Source organism: Paenibacillus sp. AD87 (assembly GCF_001659845.1).
Classification (GTDB): Bacteria; Bacillota; Bacilli; order Paenibacillales; family Paenibacillaceae; genus Paenibacillus; species Paenibacillus marchantiae.
The window spans coordinates 849391-866838 of sequence record NZ_LXQN01000019.1; the positions used below are offsets into that span (position 1 = coordinate 849391).

A 17448-nucleotide genomic window follows, 5' to 3' on the forward strand; every position below is an offset into this window, starting at 1 on the left:
AGATTTCCAGAGGAGGAAAATAAATCACATGAAACCTTATATGAAAGTTTCCCTGGCTGCGCTGGCAATTGGTGTTGGCGTGTGGGTTGGGTCTGTATACAGCAACACGGCAATAGGTGCAGGCACAATTCAACCGGGAACAGCAGATGATCCTGTAGTCACCAAAAGTTATGTAGACCAACAAATTCAGCAGGCGTTGGGGGGCAAGATTTCCACAGGTAGTAGTAATACCAGTAGTGGTGCAGACAGTAATGCAGGCAATGGTAGCAATACTGGCTCAACTGGAACCGGAAACTCAAGTAACACAGGTGGCGATACCACGCTTCCTCCACTAGTATCCGGTGCTTCGGATGCGCTTGAGATCGTTATGGTGAAACCGGGTCAACAGTTGATAGGTGCAACTGGTGCGGAGTTCATCGTACGTAGCGGCAAGGCTGTGATCGTCAGTGAAGGTACGAATGGTGTAGCCGATCTGACGGATGGAGTAGACTTGACGAATGGTCAGGAAGCACCGAACAATCACCTGCTTTCTTTTCCAAAGGATGGTCGAGGCATTACAGTTCTCGATGGCAACAAATACAGTCTGACCGTTATGGTTCGCGGTGGATATTCTTTGAAGTAGTTTGAGCATTGTAACCTGAAATTATTCAATATTACGTAATAAGGATTGCTGAGATTACCCAGTTCTAACAAACATTAATACGGCTAGCCTGCCTTGTTCCTGCTCACTCTATAACTGTACACAACCAATAATCGGAGGTGCAGGAATCATGGCTAGAAGTAACCGCAAAGTGGTACCCGAAAGTCGTCAGATGTTGGATCAGATGAAGTATGAAATTGCCGCTGAGTTTGGTCTGAATGTAGGATATGGCGGTAGAAGTCTTGCTGGTGCAGATACTGAATTTGGTTCTGAACTGGGTGAGGTGAGTGATCACTCTTATGGCCAGTATAAAGGCTGGGGCCATCTGACTTCCCGTGAAAATGGATCGGTCGGTGGAGAGATTACCAAAAGGCTGATTCGCCAGGCACAGCAGCACTTATAGGGTGTTTTCCTTATCCCAATCCGTTTGACACGTCTTGACAAATACGTTAAGATGGCAGTTGAGGTACGCAACCTTTTCCGCTAGGGAAAGGTTGATTTTTTGTTGAGGCCATTACCTGAAAAATCCTTATCTTCGTAACTGCGGACCCTGCGTCCTTATTCCGCCCGGAAAGCTTTCGAGGGTACAGTGAACGAATCAACGTAAATGTTTTGTTCGGGCAATCGCCATACTACTCGTTATGGGAGGTTGAAACTTCAATGTCTATTAAAGGCCGACATCTATTCACATCGGAGTCTGTAACTGAAGGACATCCGGATAAAATTTGCGACCAGATCTCGGACGCCGTATTGGATGCGTTCCTCGCGAATGATCCAAACGCTCGTGTAGCGTGCGAAGTTTCCGTAGCTACAGGTCTTGTGCTTGTCATCGGTGAGATCAGTTCAGCTTCTGAATACGTGGACATTCCGTCCATCGTTCGTAATACGATTAAGGAAATTGGGTACACTCGTGCCAAATTTGGTTTCGATTATAATACTTGTGCAGTCCTGACTTCTTTGAATGAGCAGTCTGCTGACATCGCACAAGGCGTTAACGCCGCTCTGGAGAACCGTGACCCGGAACAAATGGCTCGCGAGACAGAGAATATTGGTGCGGGTGACCAAGGTCTGATGTTTGGTTTTGCAACCAACGAAACACCTGAACTCATGCCTTTGCCAATTGCATTGTCCCACCGTATCGCTCGCCGTTTGGCTGAAGTGCGTAAGAACGGTACATTGGAATATCTCCGTCCGGATGGTAAAACTCAAGTAACGGTTGAATACGACGGTGACAAACCGGTACGTGTTGATACGATCGTCGTGTCTACTCAGCATGCTGAAGAGACCACATTAGAGCAGATCCAAAAAGATATCAAAGAACATGTAATTCTGCCTGTCGTTCCAGCTGAATTGCTGGATGAGCAGACTAAATATTTCATCAACCCAACTGGACGTTTCGTTATTGGCGGACCTCAAGGAGATGCAGGCCTGACTGGACGTAAAATCATCGTAGATACCTACGGCGGTTATGCACGTCACGGCGGTGGCGCGTTCTCTGGTAAAGATCCAACAAAAGTAGACCGTTCCGCAGCTTATGCAGCTCGTTATGTTGCGAAAAACCTTATTGCTGCAGGTCTTGCCGACAAAGTGGAAATCCAGCTCGCTTACGCGATTGGGGTAGCTAACCCGGTATCGATCAACGTAGATACATACGGAACTGGCAAAGTCAGCGAAGAGAAATTGGTTGAGCTTGTGCGTAACAACTTCGATCTTCGTCCGGCTGGTATCATCCGTATGCTGGATTTGCGTCGCCCAATCTACAAACAAACGGCTGCTTATGGTCACTTCGGCCGTACAGACCTGGATGTACCTTGGGAACAAGTGGACAAAGCAGACGTTTTGAAAGAGCAAGCAGGTCTGTAAGTTAACGATAAAGTCATCAATAGAAGCCCTTGGTTCCGATATGGAATCAGGGGCTTTTTACTTTAGATATTCGTATTTTCTTTAGCTTAGGAAAAGAAAATAAATTTACATATTATAACTATTCACTAATCAAATATTTCCTTTTAACCGAAATACATAAAGAGGTCTATACATTGTTCAGACAGATGAATATGGACGAGGAGGAACGAAAGGTGAGCATAAAAGGACTGATCCGTAAGGGGATCATCGGGTTATTAATTGCGTTGTTGATCACGCAAGGTTGGTATAGTGGTTTTGATTGGAAAGAAAGTAAAGTGTATGCTGATGATTTGACAAGTTTAGGAATTGAGTCTTCCGTACCAGCATTAGGAGCAAGCAATGCTGATAGTACATCACCATTTATTCTTGTTTTTAAGAAGCCGGTTAAAAAAGTTGTAGGAACGCAAGAGAACATATCCATATACAGATTGCCGGAGGAACGGCTTGTAGCTGAGGTTCCTGTGAGTTCTGGGGTGAACCTCATTCCTGACTCGCCAGGAACTCCAGATGTAGGAAAAACAATTACTTTCCAGCTACCTGAATCTCTTAAAGGTGGGTATTACGCAATTAGAATTGGTGGTAAATCTTTTGAATTTGAAGCTAATGAACCCTTTAATGGATTGAATCAGGAGGCATGGTCATTCAGTACCAAGGGAGTAGGGGCGACAACGGCGGTTTCCTTTTCACCAGCTAACGGTGCAGTATCCGTAGCACGAGACTCAAATTTACGGGTGACTTATAGCAATCCTATTGAGGCTGGTGTGGGAGAAATTGAAATTTTCGAAGATGGTGTGCTGTTTGAGAAATATGATATGACATTAACGCAACCTCGTGTTGTGATTAGTGGGAATACACTTACGATTGATCCTATAAGAAGTTTTTCCAATAATGCTACATACTCAGTTGGTATATCTCAAGGGGCTTTGAGAGATAAGGCGGGGAACGATGTTGCTGGAACAGGACTTAATGGATGGAACTTTAAAGTGTTTCAATCTGATCCTACTTCCTTAACAGTATCTTCCCTTTCACCAACTAATGGAGCAAGTGGGGTGGCGCTGACAGGAGAGTTGATAGTTACATTTAACAAAGAACTGGATCCTCGTTATCCGGGATCAGTGTCGCTGAGAAATGCCAGTGGTGCAGTAATTGCAACAACAACAGCAGTGAACAGTTCGAATCATCGACAGTTACGAATCATTCCGCTAAATAGTCTAGCGAGTAATACCAGCTATATCGTGGACATTCCAGGAGGGGTATTACAGGACAAATCAGGAAATATATACATGGGGCTGAACGGAGCGTCGTCTTGGACATTCAGAACATTAACGCTGGATCGAACGGCTCCGGTTCTAAAGACATCTAAAATGTACAGTAATACTATTATTCGTCTCACTTATGATAAATTGCTCTCGAGTATAGATCCTTATACTTCAAGCTTCACGGTTACCGTTAACGGGGAGTCACGAAGTGTGAGCACGTCTTATGTGTCTGGGGATAGCGTCTATGTTGTACTAGATACAGGCGTAGCTGTAGGGCAAGTGGTACGAATTGCTTACTCTCCTGGATCATCAACGCGCAAGATTCAGGATTTATCTCTGAATTCCGCCGCTGCTTTCTCGGCCAGAGATGTGGAGAACAGTCTTGAATCGATTATGTCCAAACCAAGAGAAGGTAGTGCCTATAATAATACGATTAGTCTCTATTATCCGGAGACCGTATATATTAATTCTAGTGAAACATTTAAACAATTCAGTGTGACTGCAGATGGGTCAGCAGTGGGTGTAAGTAGTATGTCGACTAACAACAGCTCTCTTGTTACTCTGAACTTGAGTCGTTCGATCACGAATGGTGAAGTCGTCCGTGTATCCTATCAGCCGGGTGAATGGTCTGTGAAGGATAGCCGCGGTCAGGCTCTTGCGGGGTTTAGCGGCTTTTACGTTCGTAATAGCATCGATACCAAGAATCCTGAATTCCAGAGTGCAGAGGTTAGCGGCAATAAATTGTGGATTCGTTATAACGAGCCGCTAAGTCGATCGAACAAGCCACTGAAAAGTCAGTATTCCGTACTGGTAGACGGCAAAGCCTTGTTTGTAAACGATTCGGAAATCGAGGATGATTTTGTCACACTTACACTCGCTTCAGCGGTGACGAGCACACAGACCATTACGCTGTCTTACGTTCCGGGGGCGAGCCGTCTAACGGACCTGAACGGTAATCCTGCTGGATACTTAGATTTAATCCCCGTGAAGTATACATACGGAAACGGAACGATCTTGTCGGGTGTACTACAAGGAGACACAATACTTATCAACTTCCGTCATGCTTTAAAGACAGAGTCGGTATTAACACCTTCTCAGTTCAATGTTCAGATCGGTGGCAACACAGTATCCGTTAACTCAGCATCTGTATCCGGCTCAGTCGTTACCTTGAAATTACCAAGCTCGGTAACTGCGGGCCAGACGGGTACAGTTAGCTATGCCCCAGGTTTAGTTTCGCTTAGAGATGCTCTTAATTCTGAAGTAGGGGCATTCGGCCCACTGACGTTGCAGCAAAGTGTAAGCTCTACTCCTACTACCACTCCACTGGAGGGAAAACCTTCCTGGATCACCGAATGGAGTGCTGCTGAATCCGGATTTGGGCAAGCGATGTTTGTAATGAATAATGATACGGCTTCTGTAGAAACCTCAACTTCACGCAATAATCGTTCTACGCGGCAGTTTACCATAGATGAGACGAAGCTTGCCCAAGCATTCGAGTATGCTTATTCAAGCGGGAAATTAAATCAACCCGTAATGTTTGAAGTACCAGAAAGTGAGGCGACTGCTTCTGTTGGCATCCCGTTTCATACACTCTCTCGGATGGCTGCAAACTATCGGTCGGGTTCAATTGGAATTAAGTATAGTGACAGTGTGTGGATCGTTCCCTTTTCCAAACTAGACGTTGTGGCTATGGGACAAAGTGCAGGTATAACGACTGCTCCTGGTACTGCTATATTATACGTACAGTTGGAGGCTCTTCCTATTTTCTCCTTAGGAACGCTGGAGTACATGCTGTCAAGTTTCAACGCTCAACGTTTGGCTAATGTAACAGAAGTCCATATTGATCTCTACAATGGTAATACCGGACAAAATGTAGAACAGAACATCAAAGGCCAGTTTTGGATGCAACTCCCTGGAAACACGTCAACAACCTTATCTAGTATGACAGCTGTTGATTCAGTTACACAGACTTTATCCTATGTACCAACAACATTCAGAAACACGACAGCTGGAATAATTGCTAAAGGGCAATTAAACGGCAATCAGATTGTAGTGCCTGTAACTCATTTGGTTAGCTTCCCGGATGCAAAGCCCTGGGCGCGTGATGCTATTACAGAGTTGGCATCAAAATGGATCATTAGTGCCGACAACCTTGCTGCTTACAAGCCAGATAAGAAAATTACGAGAGCAGAATTTGCGGAATTGATTGCTAAAGGGCTGGGTCTGAAAGGAAATCGTGAAGCTGCGCAACGTTTCCGTGATCTTAATGGGAATAGTACAACGATTGCTTATGTTGGAGCTGCGGCAGAAGCCGGAATTATTAAAGGGGTTGAGGACAATAAGTTCAAACCCAATAGCTTAATAACCCGAGAACAGATGGCAATTATGATGATTAGGGGGATGGAATATGCTGGGCAATCAGCGACTCTTCAATCATCAGCTAAAGACACCTTATCTAAATTCAAGGATAACAAAAGTATAAAATCCAAAGATTCTGTTGCTAAAGCAGTACAGACAGGAATTATTCAAGGGGTGACTAAAATGGAATTTCAGCCCTTGGAAAACGCAACAAGAGCGCAGGCAGCAGTCATGCTAAAGCGCATGCTTAACAAAATAGGATATCTATAAAATAAAAAAAATTATTATGACTCAAAAAGAAGCATATCAGATTAAAACTAGCTGATATGCTTCTTTTTTATGAGATAGTTCTTGTAAGGAACATGAAATTTAACTGCGAAATTAGAATTCAGAAAAAAATTCAAAACATAAGCTTGAAATCCATATTTTTAATCAATGAGTGCTAATATAGGCTCCAGGCGTAACTTTTTCCACAAAAAGTAGTCTATTAATAGAAGAGTATACTAGAAATCTCGCTGTCTGCTGCCACATGGTAGAGATCGTGATATCTAAGATTGATATACAAGATGGGAGAGACGTTTCAAACATGCTGGGGAAACAAGGGAAACGGCTGAACGACGTTAAGGGTAGCAAGGCGAAGAAATGGGCGATTGTGACGCTGGCAGGCGTGATCTGGATTGCACCGGTTCTGGGAGCGGGACAACAGGTGTGGTCGGGAAGTACATGGCAGTCGGTGGCTGCAGCGGCCTCTACAACAACAAGTAAATTGAGCGAAGAAATTCTGACTTCGGGTGCGAAGTTGATGAAATACAATTATACAACGACACGTTCCGGCTCGAAGGTGAACGTACTGGCAGATGTCATTCAAGTGGATTTACAAAATCCCTATGTGAAGCTGGATGTCATGACAGGCAAGGGCGGCAATCTGAATAGTAAACAAAGCACGGGTGGCATGGCTAAGGAAAACGGAGCAGTAGCCGCCGTGAACGGCGATTATTTCAATGTATCCGGGGAACTTGCCCCAATTGGTGGACAGGTCTCGGATGGGGTCCTCGTATCTACTCCATCAGAGCTGTCAGGGATGTATGCCCTCACCGTAACCAAAGACGGCAAGCCGATGATTGATGAATATTCATTCGATGGCACCGTGAAGGCAGATGATGGTTCAACGTTTGCTTTGCGTGGGATAAATAAAGAGGACTACACGGTCGAATCAAGCTCGGTGAAATACAGTCACGCCAATTCGATGTATATTTATACACCGGCTTGGACGTCAACGAAGCGACCGAATGATCCTTCCACAACACCAACTGAGGTACTTGTGCAGAACGGTGTGATCACCCAAATTTCGGATAAAAAGGCGTTAAACATGACGGTGCCGGCGGATGGGTACATTTTGCGTGCGCACGGAACGGCAGCGACATGGATTATGACTCACCTGGCGGTAGGACAGTCGCTGAATGCGGATTACAAGTTAAAAGCCAAAACGACGGGGGAGACCGTTGATCCAAGCAACCTGCAGATGATGATCGGTGGACATACCATTCTGGTGAATGGTGGCAAGGCGGCTACTTTTTCCCGTGATATTGCTGCTTCCGGCATCGGTGGCATTCGTGCGAGAACAGCAGTCGGCTACTCCCAAGATGGTCGGTATGTCTACATTATTGCAGCGGAGAAAAACAGTAACAGCAGCGGTTTGTCGCTGACTGAACTGCAATCCTTCATGACCAGCATTGGTGTATGGAAAGGCATGAATCTGGACGGAGGCGGTTCCACAACGATGGTAACTCGTCCGCTTGGCGAGGAGACAGCAGGGCTTACGTTCAACACGGAGTACGGTACAGAGCAGCGTCAGGTCGTAAACACGCTGGGCGTGTTCTCTACGGCTCCGGAAGGTAAGCTGCAGGGCTTTGCCGTGAGTGGCAGCCAAACATTGCTAGTAGGGCAAGAGGGCAAGTATACAGCTAAAGGATATGACACCTACTATAACCCGATTGCGACAGGCGATATCAAGATGACATGGAAATCGAGCAACAACGGCATCGTGAGTGTAAGCAATGGAACGATCAAAGGTGTGAAACCAGGTACAGTGACGCTGACTGCAACAAGCAATGGAGCTTCATCTTCCATTAAAGTTACCGTGTTGGGCGGAAGTGAACTGGCTTCGCTGACAGCCGGATCTGGCTTGGGATCGCTCCAAGCGGATACAACGATTTCCATTCCAGTAACGGCGAAGACCAAAGACGGACAAAGTGTGACAGTTCCGGCGGATTCGCTGACATGGGAGTTTATTGGATTCAAAGGTAAAGTGTCTGCAGACCAATTAACCGTATCCTCCGTGAACGCTGGCGCTCAAGTTGGCTATGCGATCGGTCGTTATGACGGCTACAGCACGGTGGTTGTGCTCTCCGCTGCGGCAAGTGAAACGATATGGGAGAACTTCGAGAATGTTAGCTACCCGATCAACTTCACGACCAATGCATCAGGTGTAACTGGATCGGCGTCCGTGACAGCGGGAACAGGTGAAAAAGCTGGCTCCAAGGTGCTGCAGCTGAGCTATGACATGACCGCAGGAATAGGTAAAATGTATGCATATGCCCAATTGAACGGTTCCACTGGCAAAGAGGTATCTGCAACAGCAACATCCATGTCGATGGATGTTATGGGAGATAAGAGCCTGAACTGGCTGCGTGCTGAATTTACGGATGCCAGTGGCAAAACGGTATATGCCGATCTCGCTAAGGCAATTGATTGGGATGGTTGGAAAAAACTGAACGTGGACCTGAATGGGCTGAATATTTCTTATCCGGCGAAGCTGAAACGGGTTTATGTGGTGAATGTGGAAGAAGGTCAGGATGAGCGTGCGAAGACAGGCACGGTTGCTTTTGACAACATTGCTTTCACCATGCCATCCAAATCCAGTGAAGTGGGCTTGCCTACAGGAACTGCTTCTCTGGTGCTTGGACAGAAATCCATGACCGTAAACGGAACGAAAAAGGCAATCGATTCTGCGCCAGTACTGAAAAATGGTACAACATATGTTCCAATCAAGCATGTTTTGGATGCTTTTGGCGGACAGGCGAGCTGGGATAGCAAAAATCAAAGAGTTACCGTCGTGCGCGGTGGCAAGCTGATTGATCTGGTTGTAGGCCAGAAAGAATTCATCATCAATGGCAAAAGACAAAGTGCAACAGTAGCACCTTACGTATCTGGTGGTAGGACTTTAGTCCCTCTCAGACTCGTTTCAGAGCAGCTTGGACTGACTGTAAAATGGGAACAGAACACGAAGACCGTTACCATCTCATCGTGATATGGTATGATATATACCGGAAACGATAGAAATGGAGTCGAACAAACGTGGATTTACAAGCCGATGCCATAGACCGCGTCATAAAAAACGCCATACAAGTCATGGAAAACAGTAAATATCAAATGTTTGAGATTATGGACTCGACTCGGAATGAGCTGAAAACGCTGAACGAGGAATTGAAGTCGGTTCTGAAGGAGACGGCGGAAACGATCGAGAAAGTAGATCAATTGGAGCTCAACTACCGCCGCTCCCGGATCCGGCTAACTGAGGTTAGCCGCGACTTCGTCCGTTATTCCGAGCATGATATCAAGCAGGCGTATGAGAAAGCGACGCAGTTACAGCTGGATCTGATGATTTACCGTGAGAAGGAAATGTATCTGAAAGCCCGTCGGGATGATCTGCAGAAGCGTGCCAAAAATGTGGAAGCTTCCGTGGAGCGCGCCGAGACGATCGGTTCCCAGATGGGGGTTGTACTGGAGTATCTGTCGGGTGAGCTGGGTCAAGTGACCCGCATCATTGAATCCGCCAAAAATCGACAAATGATTGGTTTGAAAATAATTTTGGCCCAGGAAGAAGAGCGGAAACGTATTGCCCGTGAGATCCATGACGGACCTGCGCAGATGCTCGCAAATCTAGTGCTTAGGACGGAAATTGTAGAAAGAATGCTCATAAAGCAGGATTTTAAGATGGTCCAGGCCGAAATAGTAGATTTGAAAGGCCAGGTTCGTTCGAGTCTTGGAGAAATGAGAAAAGTTATTTTCAATTTGCGTCCTATGGCACTGGATGACCTGGGATTGATTCCAACGCTTCGGAAGTACGTGCAGGATTTTGAAGAAAAAACAAAAATCCGCTCGCTTTTTGAAACGAGAGGCAAGGAACACCGTTTATCTTCGGCAATGGAGGCTGCGATCTACCGCCTCGTGCAGGAAGGTCTGTCCAATGCTGCGAAGCATGCTTATCCCACTTATGTTGTAGTGGAAATTACATACCAGGCTCAGCTCGTTAAGATTGTCGTGCAGGACAATGGGCTTGGGTTCAAACCGGAGCTTCTTGCGAAGAAGAGCAAGGATCATACCCACTTCGGTCTGATTGGGATGAGAGAGCGGGTTGAACTGTTAGAAGGAAGAATAGAGATCGAGTCCGCGGAAAATCAAGGAACCAAAATAGTGATTCATATCCCGACAAACGTGGATAAGGGAAAGGAGTAGCAGGATGGAAAACCGTGATACTGGAAAGACATCAATTAAAGTTCTTTTGGCTGATGATCATCAGCTGTTCCGTGAAGGTCTGAAACGCATTTTAAATATGGAGGACGACATTGAGGTCATCGGCGAATGCGGCGATGGGATTCAGGTGCTCGAATTCTGTAATCAGGATAAACCGGACATCGTATTGATGGACATCAACATGCCTGTGGAAAACGGGGTTGAAGCGACGGAGAAATTGCGTGAGCTGTTCCCGGATGTCAAAGTCATTATCTTGTCTATTCATGATGATGAGAGTTATGTGTTCGAGACGCTGCGTAAAGGTGCTAATGGCTACCTGCTCAAAGATATGGAGGCCGAGTCCCTGATCAATGCGATTCGTTCTGTTCATGAAGGGCATGCATTCATCCACCCTAAAGTAACTGGCAAACTGATCATGCAGTTGCGTCGTATGACGTACCTTAATGAGACAGGGGCAATGAGCGAAGGAGCTTCGAAGGAAGCTGGCGTTAAATTTGTCGCTGGCGACAATAATCCGCTTACTCGTCGTGAGGCTGAAGTATTGCGTCTGATGGCTGAAGGTAAGAGCAATAAAATGATTGGTGAGTTCCTGTTCATCAGTGAGAAAACAGTAAAAAACCATGTCAGCAGTATTTTGCAGAAGATGGAAGTGGACGATCGTACACAAGCGGTTATCAACTCGATCAAATATGGTTGGGTTACCCTCTAATATACGATTGTATTTAGATGCAGTTTGATTATAGCAATTATAGGATTCTGTTTACTCGCGCCCATTCCAGAGTGTTGGACTGGTTAGCGGGTTAATGGACTTTATTACTGCAAATGAGCAAAGTGTGAAGTTAGAAGAACTTATGTTCAAGCTTCGGCATGAATGATTGAACGACCTGGCCTGTCTTCTTCGTCCGGTGTCGATCAGAATGGAATATGCGCTTTAGGATTTGCAAGTGTAACCCTTCGGGGAATGCAGCATATACTGCTGTATACAGGGATGTTCGCCATGGGTGAGCATGACCTTCCGAGGAGGTGCAGTTGCCATGGTTGCTCATCTGACTATGATTCTGCTCATATACTTCCTGGCGGCAATGGCCGTTCATGCCATGCACCAGCGCCATCTTTCCCGTCCGGACCCCGAGGGCTACGAGCAGATTATGCTCATTCCTTCCAATCAGGAGCAGCGGATTGAAGGCATTGTAAGAGCGCTTTGCCGGGAATTATTTTACCGTGGAAAGAGCTTCACATTGACGGTTGTCGCTGATCGTACGGAAGCCGAAACGGTTCGTATTATTGAGAAGCTTATGCATAGGCAAGGAATGGAGTTATCTTACTTGTCTGCTGTCCCTTCGGATATGGAACAGTGGAATCAGACTGGGAGTCATTCTTTTCGCCTTATCGATTTGCGTGAGCCAAAGCAGTAGATGCTTTTTTTTGCAACAGTTGGGTCCATTAATCGTGCAAGCTGCTGAGACAGACTGGCTAAAGCGTGTCAACAGTCAGAATGCACTTTCAATGAGGTCATGCCAGTTTGCCAAAATAAGCATAAATTTCATCATGTTTGAGGTTAAAGATTACAGCTTATGCTGTAGTCTTTTTTTGTCATTGTAGCCAAGCTTGCTGTTAAATTAAATATGGGTTTTTATGCAATCTATGGTTATTGTCCCTGTTGGAGCCTTGTGGGGATCGCAGCACGAACCTTTTTGAATTCAGAACTCTTAAGTTAAAAGTATAGACGAAGCAGATTGGAAAAAGTTTCGCATGATCAAAGAAAGATTATCGCTTCTCATTGAATGGGTAAAATGATCGTATCGGTTGCTTTTGGAAACTAAACGACTTGTGGGACGACTTCACAATTGATATAGTGATAATACAAATGAATAAAGAATAAATGAGATATGGACATGAAGCACATGCTCCGACGAATAGTCGGTTGGCATGTGCTTTTTTTGCGTTTTGGGACATGTAGGATGAGGGAGGAGAGCGAATGAAGGTTGGGTTGTATGTGTGCCGAGTGAGAGAAGAGTGGAAGATGGTGCTGTCACTGGATATCCGAGTGGATGTGGCGTGGTGGCTTGAGGGATTGAGCGGACAATGGGTGTTGCGATGGTTAATGTTAGGCAGGGAGTTACCTTTAAGTCAGGCCTCGTGGATGGTAGAGAATTTTGAGGTGGAGCGAGGTATGGATCAGTGGGGAGAGGAGCATTGGCAGACGCATATGCAGCGCAAACTGGAAGAGTACGAGAGGGCCTCCGGGGAACTTGCGGCTAGGGTAGAGATGGGAGGCAATGTAGGGATTGGCGCTGAAAGAGGTGCGGAGGTGGGCGGGATGCCAGAGTCGTATCCCGCCGGGGAGTGGGCTCAGCTTGAGCGGGGCGCGGCCCTGCTGGCTGAGCGGCTTCGCGGCCGCCAATTTCTGGCGGCCGAGGCAGAGGCGCTGCTGGCGGACACGTCGCCGCAGCTTGCCTCGGTTTGGCGCGCGGCTGCGCAGCTCGCGCACCTGCGTGGGCGGCTGAGCATAGCAGCCGCCCTGGAAGGGCCTGCCACGCGGCGGCAACGCCTCGCGTGGCTTGGTCGCGCGCACAGCGCGCCCCGCTGCCGCCGATGCGGCAGCTTTGCCGGGCAGCGCGTGCCCTGCGCTGCCTGCGGCCTGGCGGCGTGCGCCTACTGCGAGGCTTGCCTCGCGCTGGGGCGCAGCCGTGCCTGTGCGCTGCTGCTGCGTAGCGCAGCGCCATGGGCCGTGCCACACGGTGCATCGCAGCGTGGCATGGCCGTTGCCCCCACCGAGGGCGGACTTGCCCGGTGGGGGCTCAGCCCAGCGCAGAGCGCGGCTGCTGCCGCGGCGCTGGCCTTTTTGGCCCAGCCATCCGCAGGGGATGGGCCGGGGCGGTTTTTGTTGTGGGCCGTGACCGGGGCCGGCAAAACGGAAATGATATTCCCTTTGCTCCAATACATATTGGAGCGCGGTGGACGAGCGCTTGTCGCTACGCCGCGCCGGGATGTCGTGCTGGAGCTTGCCCCTCGTTTGGCGAAGGCGTTCCCTGACATCTCGCTCGCTACGCTATACGGAGGCAGCACCGAGCGCTGGAAAGACGCAGAGCTTACACTCGCGACCACGCACCAACTGATGCGTTTTTACCAGGCATTCGATCTGGTCATTATCGACGAACTCGACGCATTTCCCTACCATAATGATCCCATGCTCGCTCATGCGGCGACGTCCTCGTGCAAGCCTGATGGTCATTTTGTTTATCTGTCCGCTACGCCACCAGCTAGACTACAGCGGGAAGCGGCGCAAGGGAAACTCACTCACGCCAAAGTTCCTGTCCGCTTCCACCGCCACCCTTTACCCGTACCGCGTTTATTGAAAATGCCTACCGTCGCTGAATGTATTCGAAAGGGAGAGCTGCCCGCGACACTAAAAAAGAGTATTCAAACCTCCTTGCTACGGGAAGCTCAGGTATTTGTTTTTGTGACACGGATCGCTCAGATTGAGGCATTTGTAAATCTCATGCGTCGCATGTTTCCAAAAATCCATATCGAAGGAACATCATCCCAAGATCCGGATCGTGCGAGCAAAGTAATTGCGTTTCGTGAACGGACCATACGTCTGCTCGTGACCACCACTATCTTGGAGCGGGGCGTCACCATTCCACGTAGCGATGTATTTATTTTGGATGCGGATAATGGTCTCTTCGACGAAGCATCTCTGGTACAGATGGCGGGTAGAGCGGGTCGATCTATGGATGATCCAGCAGGAAGAGTCGTCTTCGCATCATCCCGTCGTACGCGTTCCCAGGTAAAAGCGGTGGCACAAATCCAAAAGATGAACAACATCGCAAAACGCAAAGGCTATCTTCACCCGCCAGCACATCAATAGATACTGAGGGAGGTTACAATCGGATGTCGAACTGGCTAAGCAGCATCACTGACCACTTGCACCAACTTACCCATCGCTTGCATGGATTACTCGCCCCACCCGGAGCGACTTGTCTAACCTGTGGTACACGAGCGATATTGTCCCCGATCTATCCCGACATCTGTCCGCGTTGTGTGCAGCAAATTCCATGGATTCGTTCCATCCGCTGTCTGCGTTGTGGTCGGGGGATCGGCTGTCCGGACTGCGTTCGCCCACATATGCAAAACCGTTCTTTCATATGCAACCGCAGTGCCGTCCAGTATAACGCTCTTATGAAGGAATGGATTGGGATGTACAAATTCAGAGGCCATGCGCGCTATGCGCCACTGTTAACTGCTCTTATTATTCAAGCATTTCAAGCAATGAGTGAAGAACTCAACCCTGTTTTGGCAAAAGAAACCCTGGCCCCCGTAGCTCATTCCGCCACGCCCGCTCAATACCATGTGGATGTCATTTCACATCCACATGGCTCGAGTGCGTCAACAAACGCACTCGTTCACCGACCTAACGGGCACGTAACATCGCCCTCGCCCGTCCACTTACCTGCCGCGTTAGCGCCCGTGCATATACACGCGCAACACAACAACCACAGCTCAGACGCGTACTATACGCACGCTCATCCCGGAGCAACGATGCGCAACCGCCAGTCGCTGCTCCAAAGCAATAAGCCACGATGGCGGCCAGACGCCGTGACCTATGTCCCCGTCAGCGACGAACGCCTTGCCGAGCGCGGCTTCAACCAGGCCGAGCGGCTCGCAGCAGGACTTGCCGCTGGCGTCCGCCTACCAGTTGTTGATCTGCTACAGCGTCGGATCAACACCACCAAACAAAGCTTCAAAACACGCGGCGAGCGCATTCAGACGATGCAGGATGCATTTGCAATTCAGCCAGGTGGAATGGAGATGATACTTGAACTCTATAAAGTCGCCACTCAATCCGTTCAAAAGAACGTGTATTCACAATCAGCCAATTCATATACGATTGGACAAGGAGCCTCTTCGAATTTCAGACCGACAACACAAGGCTGGCAAATTGCTCCCTTACGCTTGCTAATGATCGATGATATTTATACAACCGGTAGTACTCTGGATGCATGTGGACAGGTGATCTTAAACGCTGGATCTTCTATTAACCTTCCAATAGAGATTTACACGCTGACTTTGGCCAGATCTTAAGCTTAAGAATCAATAAGTGATATATGAAAATGCATGTTAAATTTAACGTGATGCCTGTCTCCATTACTGGTGATAACTTTACTGATTTTCGAGTAACAACATATCTGGGTTTAATGCTCATTAGTTCATCAGTTGAGAAAAATTGATGTGTAATTCTGCAAAAACAACTTGTTTAATATCCATAAGATTGCGCATACATGCATTTTAACCCCTTGCTATGTTTGCAATAGACTATGGCTTGATGTGTGAAAATAAGGTAATGTATAATTATTATCCATTCGGAAAAGGAAGTATGAGAGGGGCGTTTTAGCAATGAATCTAGGTAATTGTCCTCGCTGCGGCAGATTATATGCGTTGAATTTTCGGGATGTATGTTCGAACTGTATCAAAGAAATTGAGCAGGAATACCAAACATGTGTAGACTACCTACGTGAGAATAAGGGTACCAATATACAGGAATTATCTGATGCAACGGAGATTTCGATTAAGCAAATCACCCGCTTTATTCGGGAGGGTCGGATTTCCATCGAAAACGCCCCTAACATGATGTATCCTTGTGAAGTATGTGGAACGCTGATTCGTGAAGGACATATGTGTGATTCATGTCGAAGCCGCTTGACCAAAGATTTGGCAGGAGCAGCCCGTGAAGTAGGCCAGAAGGATAACAATAATATAGGCGGGCGAGCCTACAATGCTGTCGACAAACTGCGCGATTCATAGGAGCGAGGGCTTAAATACAGTTTTTGCTATAACAAATGTTTTGGAACGTACCGATAAACTTATTAAAGATTATCGGTTTTTTTTATTATCTCAATCATTCAATAACATAAAGATAATGTAAAAAATCCTAGGGTAAAGGAAGTGTAGTTTGTATGAAAATCAATGAACCGAATAGAATTGGTGCTATCAATTCCTATCAGAGAAACGTTGAATCCAATCAGCAGGCTGATGCCAAAAAGAGCCGCCGTAAGGACGAAGTATCCATTTCTCCGGAGGCGATGAAGATGCTTGAGGAACAAGGTCGTACACAGGACGCAGGCCGCACACAACGTATTCAGGAATTAAAGGAACAGGTGAATTCGGGAACTTATCAAGTAGACAGCCAGAAGCTTGCAGAGAAGCTTGCTCCATACTTTAAGAACTTCCCTAATCAATAGGAGGACACATGGCAATTGAATCGATAATTGATGTACTTGAACAGTTGGAAGCCGCACATGTGGAGATGCTTGAGCTGGGGGAACGGAAGAAGGAAGCTGTTGTTGCCAACAAAGTTGATATCCTGATTTCTCTAATTAACCAGGAATCTAAACTGCTGAAAAGGATTGAGTTGATCGAGCAGCAAAGAATTCTGGCAGTCCACCAGTTTCTGGAGGAACGTGGTATTAAGTCCAAGTTAAATCTGACCATTAGTGAGTTGACAAGACTGGTCTTTGATACCGCAGAGAAAAAGAGGCTTCTTCAAGCTCAAACTTCATTAACAGATGTGCTAGAAAAGGTGAAATATCTTAATGAATCCAATCAACAGCTTATTAAGCAGTCGCTCTCGTACATCGACTTTTTTATTGAGACAATGTCATTTCATGCTGAATCAGAAGCCACATATCAGAATCCTTTAGAGAAATCTTATGGTATAGCTCGCTCTGGTCTTTTTGATACTCGTGGTTAACA

General features: G+C 47.1%; 14 protein-coding genes. 13 read left to right on the top strand and 1 reads right to left on the bottom strand.

What is annotated here, in order from left to right; all coding sequences use genetic code 11:
- Window positions 1-28: 28 nt before the first annotated feature.
- From gpAD87_RS27330 to gpAD87_RS33035, 9 genes are all read left to right on the top strand, one after another.
- Window positions 29-622 carry a hypothetical protein gene (locus gpAD87_RS27330; protein ID WP_064641909.1) on the top strand — a complete coding sequence of 198 codons (594 nt, stop codon included), beginning with the start codon at window positions 29-31 and terminating at the stop codon, window positions 620-622.
- A 148-nt stretch (window positions 623-770) separates the two neighbouring features.
- Entirely contained in the window at window positions 771-1043 is a 273-nt protein-coding gene (locus tag gpAD87_RS27335) for an alpha/beta-type small acid-soluble spore protein (protein WP_064641910.1), read from the top strand.
- Window positions 1044-1300: 257 nt separating this feature from the next.
- Complete coding sequence (gene metK, locus gpAD87_RS27340; RefSeq protein ID WP_064641911.1) at window positions 1301-2503, top strand: methionine adenosyltransferase; 1203 nt, start codon at window positions 1301-1303, stop codon at window positions 2501-2503.
- A 212-nt stretch (window positions 2504-2715) separates the two neighbouring features.
- The gene (locus tag gpAD87_RS27345; RefSeq protein WP_197521526.1) at window positions 2716-6429 is read left to right on the top strand and encodes a SwmB domain-containing protein; all 3714 of its coding nucleotides are present in this window, start codon (window positions 2716-2718) and stop codon (window positions 6427-6429) included.
- Window positions 6430-6745: 316 nt separating this feature from the next.
- Window positions 6746-9469, top strand: coding sequence for a stalk domain-containing protein (locus gpAD87_RS27350; RefSeq protein WP_064641913.1), 2724 nt, complete (start codon window positions 6746-6748; stop codon window positions 9467-9469).
- 47 nt (window positions 9470-9516) lie between these two features.
- A complete protein-coding gene (locus tag gpAD87_RS27355; protein ID WP_024631628.1) occupies window positions 9517-10677 on the top strand; it encodes a sensor histidine kinase in 1161 nt (386 codons plus the stop codon).
- Between the two features lie 4 nt (window positions 10678-10681).
- Window positions 10682-11404: a response regulator transcription factor gene (locus tag gpAD87_RS27360; RefSeq protein ID WP_063567747.1), complete on the top strand. Its 723-nt coding sequence runs from the start codon at window positions 10682-10684 to the stop codon at window positions 11402-11404.
- A gap of 325 nt (window positions 11405-11729) precedes the next feature.
- Window positions 11730-12110 carry a hypothetical protein gene (locus tag gpAD87_RS27365; RefSeq protein ID WP_064641914.1) on the top strand — a complete coding sequence of 127 codons (381 nt, stop codon included), beginning with the start codon at window positions 11730-11732 and terminating at the stop codon, window positions 12108-12110.
- Window positions 12111-12673: 563 nt separating this feature from the next.
- A complete protein-coding gene (locus gpAD87_RS33035; protein WP_064641915.1) occupies window positions 12674-14566 on the top strand; it encodes a helicase-related protein in 1893 nt (630 codons plus the stop codon).
- Window positions 14567-14679: 113 nt separating this feature from the next.
- Here the strand turns inward: gpAD87_RS33035 and gpAD87_RS32350 are convergent, their stop codons facing one another.
- Entirely contained in the window at window positions 14680-14916 is a 237-nt protein-coding gene (locus gpAD87_RS32350; RefSeq protein ID WP_197521527.1) for a hypothetical protein, read from the bottom strand.
- A 378-nt stretch (window positions 14917-15294) separates the two neighbouring features.
- Between gpAD87_RS32350 and gpAD87_RS32005 the strand changes: the two genes are divergently transcribed.
- The 4 genes from gpAD87_RS32005 to gpAD87_RS27390 all read left to right on the top strand — a co-directional run bounded on the left by gpAD87_RS32005 (window position 15295) and on the right by gpAD87_RS27390 (window position 17446).
- Window positions 15295-15780, top strand: coding sequence for a ComF family protein (locus gpAD87_RS32005; protein WP_157258582.1), 486 nt, complete (start codon window positions 15295-15297; stop codon window positions 15778-15780).
- 312 nt (window positions 15781-16092) lie between these two features.
- Entirely contained in the window at window positions 16093-16500 is a 408-nt protein-coding gene (locus gpAD87_RS27380; protein WP_064641917.1) for a TIGR03826 family flagellar region protein, read from the top strand.
- A 152-nt stretch (window positions 16501-16652) separates the two neighbouring features.
- Complete coding sequence (flgM, locus tag gpAD87_RS27385; protein WP_064641918.1) at window positions 16653-16937, top strand: flagellar biosynthesis anti-sigma factor FlgM; 285 nt, start codon at window positions 16653-16655, stop codon at window positions 16935-16937.
- 8 nt (window positions 16938-16945) lie between these two features.
- Window positions 16946-17446: a flagellar protein FlgN gene (locus tag gpAD87_RS27390; RefSeq protein WP_064641919.1), complete on the top strand. Its 501-nt coding sequence runs from the start codon at window positions 16946-16948 to the stop codon at window positions 17444-17446.
- The last annotated feature ends 2 nt before the right edge of the window (window positions 17447-17448 follow it).